Source organism: Paraburkholderia sp. GAS32, from assembly GCF_050434225.1.
GTDB classification, from domain to species: Bacteria; Pseudomonadota; Gammaproteobacteria; order Burkholderiales; family Burkholderiaceae; genus Paraburkholderia; species Paraburkholderia madseniana.
On sequence record NZ_JBNPVS010000032.1, the window covers coordinates 19,705 to 32,877 of the forward strand.

Sequence of the window (13,173 nt, forward strand, 5' to 3'; positions counted from 1 at the left end):
CGCCGGTTCATCCTGTTCAACTATCCATCCAGAGGTCCTATGTCGCTGATCGATCACCAACGTCGCAAGCTCCTGCAACTGATGGGAGCAGCGGGGGCTGTCGGCCTGTCGCTCGGCAGCCCGCTTGCCATGGCTGCGTCCGAATCCCTCGCCGCCACCACGTTTCCCGGTGCGTGGGAAGAGTCGCAACGCAAGATCCTGTTGCCCGCGTTTCGCAAGGCTGCGGGCGTGAGCGCCGTGCTCACCGCATCGCAAGCGGTCGACACACTGACAAAGCTGGTGGCCGCGCGCAATAACCCGCCGTTCGACGTGGTCATGATGGACGAGGGCCCCTACCTGCAGGGCATCACGCAAGGCGTGTTCGAACCCATTCCGGCAGCCCGGGTGCCGAACCTGGCGAATCTGCCCGCGCACTTCATCGACCCGAAGGGTCTGGGCGCCTATGTGTCCGCGCAGGTCTATGGGATAGCGTACAACACGGAGCGCGTGAAGACCACGCCGAAATCCTGGAATGATCTGCTCAAGCCGGAATTCAAGGGCCGCGTCGGCCTCGTGAGTCTCGACTCCACCTTGGGCACGGTATGGATGGTGGCGCTCGCCAAGATGCTGGGCGGCGACGAAGATCACATGGACCCGGCGTTCGATTACATCAAGCGGCTGATGCCGAACGTCGGCGCGGTTGCCGCCAATCCGGGCGCACTCGGCACGCTGTTCCAGCAAGGTCAGGTGGATATTGCCTGCCACTACATCAACAACGTGGAATCGTTGAAGGCCAAGGGCGTGCCGGTGGCGCTCGCGCGCCCCGAAAGCAACTGGGGCATGGTGCGCAGCACGATGAATATCGTGAAGAACACCCAGGCGGCGAATCTCGCCGCAGCGTATATCAATACCGCGTTGAGCGTCGAAGTGCAGCAGCAGATGACGAGCGCGCCCTACTACGTCGCGCCGACCAACACGAAGGTGCCGTTCGGCGCAGCGCTCGCCGCTGTCGCTCATAACGCCAATGACATGACGTCGTTCGTGCAGGTCGACTGGGCACGCATCAATCCGCGCCGCGCTGAATATATCGACCGTTTCAACCGTCTGATCAAGGTCTGACGCATCATGAACGCGAATCACCGGATGCCGCGCGACTGGCTGCTCGTGCTGCCACTGGGCCTGTTCTTCATCGCGTTTGTGGGCGTGCCGCTCTTGCTCGTCGCGCTGATCAGCCTGCACAACGACACAGCCATGACGCATTTCGGCATTCGCCAATACATGGTTTTCTTTGGCGACGGATATAACCGCGGCATCCTCTGGCAAACGCTCTGGCTTGGTGTGGCGACCACGCTGGTGACGATCGTGCTCGGCTATCCGGTTGCGCATCTGTACGTGGTGAGCCCGCCGCGCTGGCGGCGTGTGCTGATCGTGCTGATCCTGCTGCCGCTTCTGACCAGTTCGGTGGTGCGCACGTTTGCGTGGGTCGTGATTCTCGGCAATGAAGGGCTGGTCAACGCGCTGCTGGTGGCGCTCGGGCACACGGGCCAACCGGTCAAGCTCCTGTACACGCCGCTGGCGGTGATCCTCTCGCTTGCGCAGATCGAATTGCCGTTGATGGTGTTGCCGCTCGTCACCACGCTCAGTTCGCTCGACATGCGCTTGCCCGAGGCGTCGCATGCGCTGGGCGCCAGCAGCTGGCGTACCTGGTGGAAGATCACAGTGCCGCTTGCGATGCCGGGTTTGCTCAGCGGAACCTTGCTGGTGTTTACCGGCGCAGTCAGCGCGTTCGTGGTTCAAACCCTGGTGGGCGGCGGCCAGCTGATGTACATGCCGTTCTACATCTACGAACAGGCCATCCAGACGCAGAACTATCCGTTTGCGGCGACGCTTGCCGTGATTCTGCTGGTGAGCGTGCTGCTCGTGGTGACCTTGCTCAACTATTTCGGCCGCAAGACTAGAGGGTTTGTCCATGGCTAAATCCACGCTTGCCGCGCCGGGCGTTATGCCGGCGCGCCGCACCCAGCCAGGTCGCCAGTCGTTCAATGCAGTGATGGGCTTGATGGGCGGCATCGGGCTGTTGATGCTGATCGGGCCCACGCTGATCGTACTGGTGACGTCGCTCACATCGGGCTACTCGTTGAAGTTTCCGCCGCCGGGACTGTCATTGCGCTGGTATCAGGCGCTGATCTTCGATTCGCCGGAGATCATCGACGATTTGCTGTTGAGCCTGAAGCTGGCTGCCGCTGCGACCGCCTGCGCGACCGTGCTGGCGGTAGCCGCCGCAGTGACGCTCGCGCGCCGCCGCACGTTCGCTGCGCGACTGCTGGATTCGTTTTTCATGGCGCCGCTGACCATTCCGTCGCTGGCGCTGGGGTTGGGTATCCTGATCCTGTTCAACCTCGAAAGCGCGGGGCTCTCGTTCTACAGTCTGCTCGCCGGACATATCGCGCTGTGCGCACCGTATGTGCTGTACACGACGTCGGCCAGTTATGCGCAGCTCGATCCGGCGCTGCTCGACAGCTCGACATGCCTGGGCGCGGGCGGCTGGTTCACGTTCCGCCGCGTCGTACTGCCGGCGCTGGTACCGGGCATTGCGTCGGGGGCGTTCATTGCGTTCATGAATTCGTTCGATAACGTCGCGCTGTCACTGTTCCTGTCGGACGCGCGATCCGAAGTGCTGCCCATCCACCTGTGGCATATCATCGAGGACAGCCTCGACGTCCGTGCGGCTGCGGCCTCAGGCGTGCTGATTATCGCCACCTTGATTTCCATGCTGCTGATGGAGCGGCTCGCTGGCTTGTCGCGGCAGTTTCGCTAGCCGCCGCAGTCCACCCTTCCTTCGATCTGGTAGAACCCGTGCGCAAGATACTTTCCAACGTCAAGGCATTACAGGGCACCGAACAGCGTTATGAGCCGCGACGCGTCGACGTCGTGATCGAAGGCGAGCGCATCGCCGCTATCGTGCCGGGCGGCAGCGCGACCGACGGCGAATGCATACCGCTCGACGACTGCCTGCTGGTGCCGGGGCTCATCAACGGCCATCAACATTCGCACGAGCATTTTCACAAGGGACGGCTCGAAAACCTGCCGCTCGAGTTGTGGATGCACTACGTGCGCGCGCCGCGCCCCGTGAAGCTGACGCCGCGCCAGGTCTATCTGCGAACGTTGATTGGCGCGCTCGAATCGCTGCGCAGCGGCACAACCACGCTCGTCGACGACGTGAGCCTCGGTCAGGCCATTGACCCCGCCGCCGTCGACGCTATCTTCCAGGCCTACGAGGACTCGGGGATTCGCGCGCTCGTGGGGTTCTCGATGATGGATCGCGCGATCGTCGATAACTTCCCGGAGGTCGACAGCATTTTCCCGCCCGCGCTGCTTGCGCAACTACGTGCGCAGCCGCGGCCCTCTCCCGATGCGTTCTTCGCGCTGCTGGAAAGCGAGTTGGCGCATCACCATCCCCAGCATGATCGGGTGGGCATGCTGATTGCCCCTTCCGCGCCGCAACGCTGCACGCCAGAATTTCTCAGGCGTTGCCGCAAATTCGCCGACACGCATGATCTGCCGGTCATCATCCACGTTCAGGAAACCCGCTTGCAGGTGGTAACGGCGCAAGCCTTCTACGGCAAGTCCATGGTGATGCGCCTTGCCGAACTGGAATTTCTGCGGCCAGGCACGTCGCTGATCCACGCGGTCTGGTTGTCGGATGCGGAGATCGCGTGTCTGGCTCAATCGGGTGCGAGCGTGCAGCACAATCCATGGAGCAATCTGATGCTCGGCTCGGGCATTCAACCGGTGCGAGCGCTGCTCGATGCGGGCGTCAACGTGAGTCTCGGCTCCGACGGCTGCGCGTCGACGGTCACCGTCAATATGCTCAACGTGCTTGGCAGCGCCGCAGCAGTGTCGAAGATACGCGGCGACGATTATTCGCGCTGGTTGTCCGCAGCTGAAGCGCTGCGTGCGGGGACAATTGGCGGCGCGACAGCGCTCGGACTAGGCAGCCAGCTCGGTGCAATCGAGCCGGGTTATCGCGCCGACCTGGTCGCTTACCGGACTGACACGATCAGCTTCACGCCGTTAACCGATCCGGTGCGGCAACTGGTGTATGCCGAGCGCGGCGCCGCTATCGACAGCGTGTTTGTTGCGGGCGAGGCAGTCATGCGGAACGGACGACTCACGCGCGTCGATGAAGGCGCGCTGCTGCGGGAGATCAACGCCGCTTATCAGGCATTGGGCGCGGAGTTCGACCTCGCGGATGAATCCGTCGCGCCGCTGCGCGCGGAGATGGAGAAGGTCTACGCGCGCGCCCAGGCACTTCAGGCCGAATGGCAACCTCATACAGCGAAACTGGCCGGTTGACGACGACGGACTCCTGCACTAGGCAATCCAGATGCCAGCTGGTGCCGGGCTTGCGACGCGCAGCTTTGCGGGGCCGCATACGTTGACGTACACATTGCGAATTTCGTCCGCCTACAATCGTTCGATGTTATTCGGAGGGCCCGACGGCACACGTGATGTTTGATAAGCCAACACTGAACACTAACGAACGCCCCGCCTATCTCGCGTTGGCCGACGAACTGATTCGCTACGATACGACGAGCAGCCGCTCGAATCTCGGCCTGATCGAAGCGATCCGGGACCGCCTTCGAGCCCATCAGATAGAAACGCTGCTGGTCTATGACAGGGCGAGGCAAAAAGCAAATCTGTTCGCGACACTGCCGGCCTTTAACGGGGAAACGAATGGCGGCATCGTGCTGTCCGGGCACACCGATGTCGTTCCCGTAACCGGCCAGAACTGGTCAAGTGATCCCTTCGATCCGACCATCCGCGGCGATCGGCTCTACGGCCGCGGCTCGTGCGACATGAAAGGTTTTATCGCAGTGACGCTCGGCCTGTTGCCCGACATCCAGAAGCGCTGGATACGCGAGCCTGTTCACTTCGCCTTCTCTTTCGACGAGGAGGTCGGCTGTCTCGGTGCGCCCCTGCTTCTGACTGAACTCGCGGAACGCGGCATCCGGCCGGCAGGCTGCATCGTCGGCGAACCGACCAGCATGCGGCCCGTCGTCGCTCACAAGGGCAACAACGCCTACCGATGCTGCGTGAAGGGCGTGGCCGCCCATTCGTCGCGCACGCCGAGCGGCGTCAACGCGATCGAATACGCCGCGCGCCTGATCTGCCGAATCCGCGATACGGCCGATACCCTGCGCCGCAACGGCCCGTTCGATCGCGCATTCGACGTACCGTTTTCGACGGCACAAACCGGCCTGATCAAGGGCGGCGTCGCAATCAACACGATTCCCGAAGATTGCGAATTCTTCTTCGAATACCGCAATCTGCCCTCCGAAGATCCGGAAAGGTTCTTTGAACAGATCGCCCGCTATGCCCGCGAGGAACTCGAACCACAGATGCGCGAAGTCTCCAATGCCGCGGCGATCTCGTTTGAAAAGGTCGGCACGACGTTGTCGCTCGACAGCGCTGAGCAAGCCGCCATCACGCGACTCGTGCGCACGCTGTGCAATGACTTTGAAACACGCAAGGTGACTTTCGGCACCGAAGCCGGCCTGTTCTCGCAAGCGGGAATCCCCACGGTGATTTGTGGCCCGGGCAGCATCGACGATGCGCACAAGGCAGACGAATCCGTCGAACTCTCGCAGCTGGCCGAATGCGACCAGTTTCTGCGGCGCGTACTCGACACGCTCACGGCACCCTGAATCGCATCGGCATCACAGGCCGTGAACGAGGATAGCCTCCAGGTCGTCGTTCTCTTCCTCCGGTCCATGCAGCCGCAAGGTCGCTTCGATATGATCGAGATGTTCGTCCATGAGCTTTTGCGCCAGCTTGACGTTGCCCGCTTCCACTGCGTCGATCAGACGCGCGTGTTCGTCGTGCAGGCACGCCTGCGCAGTCGGCGCGTTGTAGAGCAGGATCGTCAGGCACGTGAGCATCTGCAAGCCACGCATGGTCCGCTCGATGAAGCGGTTACCCGACACCTGCGCGAGCATCACGTGGAATTCACCTGATAGCCGCACCGTGGCACGCCGGTCATCACGCTTACGAGCCTCGTCTTCCTGTGCCACATGCGCGCGCAAACGCGCCAGGTCCTTCTTCGTGGCGCAACGGCACACCTTTTCGATGATCGGCAATTCGATCTGACGCCGCGCCTCGAACAACTCGCGAGCTTCTTCGACCGTCGGGCTCGCAACGAAAGCGCCGCGATTCGGCACGATGGTCACAACAAGCTCGTGCGACAGTTGCTGCAACACCGCGCGCACCGTGGTACGGCTCACACTAAAAATAGCGGCGAGCCGATCCTCGGCGAGCTTCGTGCCGGGCTGCAGCCGATGCTCCGAAATCGCATTCATCAAGCGCTCGTAAATCACGTGGCGATGAGCTCCGTCAAAGGAGCCAGCCACTTCAGTGTCGGCTGTCTTTGCCCTCTTCTTATCAGTCGGCATGAAAGGGTCCTGGTAGTAAGTTGGATCACGATGAGGGCAACGCGCGCGGTTGACTGCGCCGACTGCACACCTCAGTCACAGTGCGAATTATCGCCCATATTGCACACAAGTTATACGGCGAATTGTATTTTCATAACGAAAACAAATCGTCTGCGAAAGCGAATTTGCTTCCCTATAGCGCACCGGAAAGGGGTCCACAACGCGATGCCCATTGAGCGTGCTTAGCGCGACATGACGGTGCAAAATTGCCCTTTAGGCAACATCGCGGTGCATTTTCAGAAGGCTCGTCGGTGCATTATTGTGTACAAACAACCATAATTTTATAAAACAATATGTCCATCATCCTGTAAACAAAGAGATCCATCAAAGTGCACACAACTCGATGCCCGCTGGCACGGTCTTCGCTAAAACGTGGCCAAGCCCTCGCATCCGGCAGCCCATCTGCCGACGCGATTCCCGACGCCCCCGTGAACCCGTCATGCAAAAACTGCTCCTCGCGCACGGCAGTGCGCTTTCTAATCTCGCGTTGTTCGTAGCGGTCGATGCCGGCCTGTTCGAGCGCCATGGCCTGCAGGTCGAAGCACCGCCGCTGGCCCAGTTCGGTTCCACCGCCGCCTTGCTGAGAAGCGGCGAGGCTGACCTTGGCACCACAGGCTTTACACAGCCGCTGGTCGATCATGCCCGGCCCGATCCGCTGCGAATTGTCGGCGGCAGTGGCAAGCTCGGTATGGCGCTTATGGGTCTGCCAGGCCTTTCGATGAGCGATCTGCGTGGCCAGCGCGTGGGGACTTTCGCCGACGATCCAATGGAAGTCCTGTTGCACGATGCGCTGCGGGTACGCGGGATGGCCCCCGTGCAGATCGAACGCGTGCTGTACCCATCGCTCGCCAAGGCGGTCGACGATCTGACCAGCGGCCGCCTCGCGGCGCTGACGTTGATCGAACCGTGGATTTCCCGCCTTCGGATGCGCGGCTTCGAGGTACTTTGCGACGGCTTGCAGGCATGGGGCGGCGACTATCCCGACACATTGCTCGTCGCCCGCAAGAGCTTTCTTGACGCACATCCTGAGATCATCCGCGCGGCCTTGCGCGCGATGCTCGATGCGCAGGAAGCGATCACGAACAATCCCCGCGAAGCCCTGCGCGCCAGCGCGCACCGCTACCCCGAATTCACGTTCGATGAACTGCTGGCCGGCATCGCTGCGCAGCCGCCAATCATCGATATTCGCCCGCTTCGCGAGTGCATTCTCGCGCGTGCCCAGTCGCTGGAAGCACTCGGACGAATGCAGGTTTCTGGCTCGATCGGAGAGATCTTCAGCTTCGACCTGCTGGCACAAACGCTTGCGCAGTCGCCTGCGGAAACTTTCATATCCCCATCTGCCGTTCAACCTCTCTAAGGACCACGCGATGTTCAGGAAATTTGTTCAGCAAGACCCGGATGGTTACCCATTGACCGAACTCGGCAGCACGCGACGCGAATTTCTGATGCGCGGCGCGTGCCTGGCCGGCGCCGCGGCGTTGGGTGGTGCTTATCTTCCACAGGCTATGGCGGCCGGCCCGCTGACCCTCAAGGCGACGCACGGCACGGGTCTGTGCAATTGCCCATTCTTTCTCGTCAAGGAACGCAATCTCGCGCAGGGCGTCACGCTCGACTTCGTGACGACGCCGTCGAACGCCGACATCGCCGCGCTGTTCGGCGCGGGCGTGGTGGATGTGTCCGTCGTTCCGTACACCAACTTCATGACGCTCTACGATGCCGGCGCACCAATCAAGATCGTTGCAGGTTCGGGCGCGCAGGGTTGCGTAATCGTCGCGCAGCCGGGCATCACGTCGGCGGCGCAACTGCGTGGCAAAACCATCGGCACATTCCAGGCAGATACGCTCGAAATGTTGCCCTACGACTACCTGAAGAAAGCCGGAATGAGCTTCGCCGACGTCAAGGTGCGCTACTTCGGTACGTCGCCGGAACTCGCGCAGGCTTTTATCGCCGGGAACGTCGATGCGATGTGCCACATCGAGCCTTACGCAACGCAGGCATTGAAAGCGAGGCCGGGCTCTGTGCAACTCTCGAACGGCGTTGACGTCTACGGCGCGAACTACAGCGACTGCGTTCTTGCCGTGCGCAGCAAGCTGCTACACGAAAACCGCGATGCGGTGAAGGCGCTGATCAAGGCAATGATGGTCGCCCAGCATCAGGAAGAGCTGGACCGTGCTTCGGCTGTCAAGGACACCGTCGGGAAATACTTCAAGACGAGCTATGACGCCACACTCGATGCGGCCTCGAAACAGCCGGCAATGATCGATCAGCGAAGCAACCAGAATTTCATCCTGCAGCGCGCGCAGAACCTCAAGGATCTCCGTTACATCAAGCGGCTGCCCGGCCCCGAAATGTTCGACTGGGGGCCGCTCAATGAGGTGATTAAGGAAAACAGCGATCTCTATGGCCAGCTCAAGCTGAAATCCGCATGAAAGCCGATCCGACGACCCTCTTCGCGCACCGGCGCGTGGTGCGCCCGGCAGCAAGTGGCCGGCCACGCTCCGACCTTGTCCGGCGACTCGTGCCACTTGGTTGGGGCGTCGCCTCGCTGGCGTGCTTCATTGCCGCATGGGAATTGGCGTGGGCCGCAGGTTGGGCAGATCCCCTTCTGTTGCCGCCGCCGCATATCTTCCTGCGCAACTTCGCATCGCAAGCACAGTACTTCATTCCGACTGATGTAATTGGCGAGACTTCGAACGCAACAGCGCTGAAGTCGCTCGCCATGACCATCGTCGCAACAACGTTGCGGGTGTTAAGCGGCCTGGTGCTGGGCTTCGTCTGCAGCGTGGCGATGGGCATCGCGATCCGCTACTTCCGCCTGTTCGGCAACCTCACCCTACCGACTATTACGCTGCTGGCACCCATTTCGCCGATCGCGTGGCTGCCGGTTGCGATCTTCCTGTTCGGAATCGGTAATGCACCCGCTGTATTCATGGTGTTCATTTCGCTTTTTTTCGTCATGACCGTCTCGACGATCAGTCAGATCGACAACGTCAGCCGCACCCATCTCAACGTCGCCGCTGTGATGGGCGCGACACGCGCGCAGACTTTCCGCCACGTGATTCTGCCGGCCATCCTGCCATCGCTCTTCATGGTGCTGCGCATGAACCTGTTCGGCGCATGGATGGTGGTGCTGGTGGCGGAAGCAACTGGCGTCGGCAGCGGGCTCGGCCAGGTTGTCATGCTCGCGCGCAATACCTTCAACTCGAGCCTGTCGTTCTTCACGATGACGCTGATCGGCATCACCGGCTTTGCCTTCGACGTTGCGTTGCGGATCGTCCAGCGCAAAGTGCTGTTCTGGGTTCCGAATAACGGCCTGGGGAAATGATATGAGCCAGAATGAATCAACTTCCGTGCAACCGCCGCTCGTCACCTGCAAGGGCGTCGGCAAGACATGGCAGACAGACGGAGCACCGTTCGTTGCCTTGCGTGACATCGATCTGAATATTGCGCGCCGCGAGTTCGTCGTGTTCCTGGGCCCAAGCGGGTGCGGCAAAAGTACACTGCTCTATCTAATCTCAGGACTGGAACAGGTATCCAGCGGCCGCATCGTGTGCGGTGGCGCGGAGGTGCGCGAACCGGGCACGGACCGCGGACTCGTCTTCCAGGACGCCTCACTCTTTCCGTGGCTAAGCGTGGGAGAAAACATCACCTTCGGCCTGAAAATGCAGCACATGCCCAAGGAAAACCGGCGGCGTGTCGCAGAGGAAATTCTCGAGCGCGTCGGCTTGTCCGAAGCCATCGACAAACGGCCCAACCAGCTCTCGGGCGGCATGCGCCAGCGAGTAGCAGTGGGGCGTGCACTCGCGCTGAAACCCGAGATACTGCTACTCGACGAGCCGTTCGCCGCGCTGGACGTGCAAACGCGTGCGAAGATGCAGGATTTCCTGACCCAGGTCTGGCAGCAAAGCAACGTGTCGATGGTGTTCGTCACTCACCACATCGACGAAGCCATTGCGCTCGCCGACCGTATCGTCGTGTTTACGGCACGCCCCGGGCGCATCAAGACCATCATTCCGGTCGATCTGCCTCGTCCGCGGGACACGCGCAGCCGCGCGTTCCACGATCTCAGCGTCCACCTGACCGACCTGATGCGCGATGAAGTCGATCGCGCCTTCGCCGAGCAGGAGCGGGTCCGATGAATTTGTCGGTAGCCCTCAGCACACTTCGCGTCGCTGCACTGCAATTGCCTCCCTGCACGACCGACCTCGCCAACAACGAGGCCGCAGCATTTGCCGCCGTGCGCGCCGCCGCCGCTGAAGGCGCCCAGTTGATCGTCTTGCCCGAACTCTCCATGGTGCCGTACTTCGCAAGCGCGCCGGGCGGGCAATATCGTGACTGGGCGGAGCCCGCCGACGGTCCCCTCGCCGCACGCTGCTCCACGCTGGCCAAGGAGTGTGGCGTCACCCTGTTCGTACCGTTCTACGAAGTCGATCCCGCGACTGGCCGGTACCACAACGCCGTGCTCGGCTTCGACGCCAACGGCAAGCCGCTGCGCGCCGGCCCGGTTGCGCGCAAGCTTCACCTGCCAGTCGGCGACGACCCGCCGCCCGGCTACGACGAGGCCGCGCACTTCACGCCCGGCGACGCACTGCACGTGGTGCAGGTAGGCTCGTGGCGCATCGGCGTTCTGGTCTGCTACGACCGCCGCTTTCCGGAATGCTGGCGCGCGTTGCGTGCGACCGGTGCGGATCTCGTCCTCGTGCCCGTCGCGGGCAGCGGGGGCGACGATATGGATTTCTTCGTCGGCGAACTGCGCACCCACGCGCGGGAGAATGGGCTGGCGGTTGTTTGCGCCAACAAGATCGGAGACGAATTCCTCGATGGCGCGCGCATCGACAACTATGGCGAGTCGTGTGTGATCGCTGCCGACGGCGCGATGCTCGCGCACCGACGCGGCAACGAAGGGCCCGGCATCGTCAGCGCGACGCTCGCGCTTGCAGACATCGCGGCGACCCGCGAAAAGCTGACCTACTTCGACCACCGGCGTGTCGATCTATATGACACGCCATCGTTCTGAACCATTCCTCTATTCAGGTGAAAGCAACCATGTCCGAAACATTGATTGTCGCTGGGTGGATCGTGAAGGGCGTTACCAACCGGCACACCGCCGACATCATCCGCCACGGTGCGCTGTATCAACGCGACGGCGTGATTGTCGAGATCGGCGATGCGCAACAGCTGATCGCAAAATATCCGAACGTGCCGCGTCTCGGCTCGCCCGATACGGTGTTGCTGCCTGGCTTCGTCAACAGTCACCATCACGTCGGCCTGACGCCGCTGCAACATGGCTCTCCGGACCACGCGCTGGAACTGTGGTTTGCAAGCCGGATGGGTGCACGCGAGATCGATCTTTACCTCGATACCCTGTACTCCGCCTTCGAAATGATCGCGTCCGGCATTACGACTGTGCAGCACATCCACGGTTGGCGACCGGGTCCGTTGTCGTCGATACATGAAGCCGCTTCAGGCGTTCTCAAAGCGTATCAGGACATCGGCATGCGCGCGTCGTACAGCTTCGCCGTGCGCGAGCAGAATCTGCTCGTCTACGAAGCCGACGAAGACTTCGTTAAACGTCTGCCGGCGGACATCGGAGCGAAGCTCGCTGCGTATCTGAAAGCGCAGCAGGTCCCTCTGGCCGACCATCTGCAGTTGTTCGACATGCTAGTGCAGGACAACGAAGGCCAATCGCTGACTCGGATTCAGCTTGCGCCTGCTAACCTGCACTGGTGTAGCGATGACACACTGCTTGCCATCAAGGAACGCGCCGACAAAGCCGGCGTACCGATGCATATGCATTTGCTCGAAACCGCCTATCAGAAGGAATACGCGCGCCGCCGAACGGGCAAGACGGCCGTCGCGCACCTGAACGATCTCGGTCTGCTCGGTCCGTCGCTAACCCTTGGCCATGGCGTGTGGCTGACGGAAGCAGACATCGAAATGGTCGCCCATACCGGCACCTGCATCTGCCACAACTGCAGTTCGAATCTACGCTTGCGCAGTGGCGTGGCGCCCCTGAACGCGTTTTCGAAATACGGTGTGACGGTCGGCATGGGACTCGACGAAGCCGGTATCAACGAAGACCGCGACATGTTGCAGGAGATGCGCCTCGCACTGCGCGTACACCGCACGCCGGGAATGGACGATGACGTGCCGACTTGCCCGCAGATATTGAAAATGGCCACTGAGGACGGCGCTCGAACCACCCCATTCGGCGCACAAATCGGGTGTCTGGAAAACGGACGTCTGGCCGATCTGGTGCTGATAAACTGGAAGACCGCCACGTATCCGTATCAGGACGACAACATTCCCATGCTGGATGCACTCATGCAGCGCGCCAAGACGAATGCCGTCGATACCGTGATGATCGAGGGCGAGGTTGTGTATCACGAAGGCCGCTTCACCCGCGTGGATCGCGATGCGATTCTGCGCGAGATCGAGCAGACACTGGCGAAACCGCGCGCCTCGCAGGATCAGGCTAAACGTGAATTGGGTTCAGCGGTGTTTCCTTACGTGAAGGCGTTCTACAGCGAATATTTTGCGCAGACGCCCAAGCGGGAGCCCTTCTATGCTCCCTCGTCACGAACTTGATCGGAAGACACATGCCCCCGAAGTTCTGACTTCAGATCCTATGCGCGACGAGCGGTCGTTCGAGCGATATTTCGCCGCGCCGGAGACCAAAGTGCTGCATCCGCTCCCGCACGCG

The 13,173-nt window shown here is 61.5% G+C and carries 12 protein-coding genes; 11 read left to right on the forward strand and 1 reads right to left on the reverse strand.

The window, feature by feature from the left end:
- The first annotated feature begins 39 nt into the window (after window positions 1-39).
- From P3T25_RS31375 to argE, 5 genes are all read left to right on the forward strand, one after another.
- Complete coding sequence (locus P3T25_RS31375; RefSeq protein WP_429360789.1) at window positions 40-1,098, forward strand: ABC transporter substrate-binding protein; 1,059 nt, start codon at window positions 40-42, stop codon at window positions 1,096-1,098.
- 6 nt (window positions 1,099-1,104) lie between these two features.
- Window positions 1,105-1,956 carry an ABC transporter permease gene (locus P3T25_RS31380; protein ID WP_233465029.1) on the forward strand — a complete coding sequence of 284 codons (852 nt, stop codon included), beginning with the start codon at window positions 1,105-1,107 and terminating at the stop codon, window positions 1,954-1,956.
- The gene (locus P3T25_RS31385; protein WP_233465028.1) at window positions 1,949-2,797 is read left to right on the forward strand and encodes an ABC transporter permease; all 849 of its coding nucleotides are present in this window, start codon (window positions 1,949-1,951) and stop codon (window positions 2,795-2,797) included. Before P3T25_RS31380 ends, P3T25_RS31385 begins: the two co-directional genes overlap by 8 nt.
- Window positions 2,798-2,835: 38 nt before the next feature.
- Window positions 2,836-4,335 carry an amidohydrolase family protein gene (locus tag P3T25_RS31390; protein WP_429360792.1) on the forward strand — a complete coding sequence of 500 codons (1,500 nt, stop codon included), beginning with the start codon at window positions 2,836-2,838 and terminating at the stop codon, window positions 4,333-4,335.
- Window positions 4,336-4,490: 155 nt separating this feature from the next.
- Window positions 4,491-5,687 carry an acetylornithine deacetylase gene (gene argE, locus P3T25_RS31395; RefSeq protein WP_429360794.1) on the forward strand — a complete coding sequence of 399 codons (1,197 nt, stop codon included), beginning with the start codon at window positions 4,491-4,493 and terminating at the stop codon, window positions 5,685-5,687.
- Between the two features lie 12 nt (window positions 5,688-5,699).
- On the opposite strand, the gene P3T25_RS31400 is transcribed toward argE, so the two are convergent.
- Complete coding sequence (locus P3T25_RS31400) at window positions 5,700-6,431, reverse strand: GntR family transcriptional regulator (protein ID WP_154565347.1); 732 nt, start codon at window positions 6,429-6,431, stop codon at window positions 5,700-5,702.
- Window positions 6,432-6,909: 478 nt separating this feature from the next.
- On the opposite strand from P3T25_RS31400, the gene P3T25_RS31405 reads away from it, so the two are divergent.
- Genes P3T25_RS31405 through P3T25_RS31430 form a run of 6 tightly spaced genes read left to right on the forward strand, consistent with a single transcriptional unit; the run spans window position 6,910 to window position 13,058 of the window.
- Window positions 6,910-7,827, forward strand: coding sequence for an ABC transporter substrate-binding protein (locus tag P3T25_RS31405; RefSeq protein ID WP_171928555.1), 918 nt, complete (start codon window positions 6,910-6,912; stop codon window positions 7,825-7,827).
- A 10-nt stretch (window positions 7,828-7,837) separates the two neighbouring features.
- On the forward strand, window positions 7,838-8,899 hold the full coding sequence (locus P3T25_RS31410) for an ABC transporter substrate-binding protein (RefSeq protein ID WP_199203072.1): 1,062 nt from the start codon (window positions 7,838-7,840) through the stop codon (window positions 8,897-8,899).
- Window positions 8,896-9,795: an ABC transporter permease gene (locus P3T25_RS31415; protein WP_154565345.1), complete on the forward strand. Its 900-nt coding sequence runs from the start codon at window positions 8,896-8,898 to the stop codon at window positions 9,793-9,795. Before P3T25_RS31410 ends, P3T25_RS31415 begins: the two co-directional genes overlap by 4 nt.
- A 1-nt stretch (window position 9,796) precedes the next feature.
- On the forward strand, window positions 9,797-10,609 hold the full coding sequence (locus P3T25_RS31420; RefSeq protein WP_429360797.1) for an ABC transporter ATP-binding protein: 813 nt from the start codon (window positions 9,797-9,799) through the stop codon (window positions 10,607-10,609).
- A complete protein-coding gene (locus P3T25_RS31425; protein WP_154565343.1) occupies window positions 10,606-11,487 on the forward strand; it encodes a carbon-nitrogen hydrolase family protein in 882 nt (293 codons plus the stop codon). Before P3T25_RS31420 ends, P3T25_RS31425 begins: the two co-directional genes overlap by 4 nt.
- A 29-nt stretch (window positions 11,488-11,516) precedes the next feature.
- Entirely contained in the window at window positions 11,517-13,058 is a 1,542-nt protein-coding gene (locus P3T25_RS31430; RefSeq protein WP_171928553.1) for an amidohydrolase family protein, read from the forward strand.
- The last annotated feature ends 115 nt before the right edge of the window (window positions 13,059-13,173 follow it).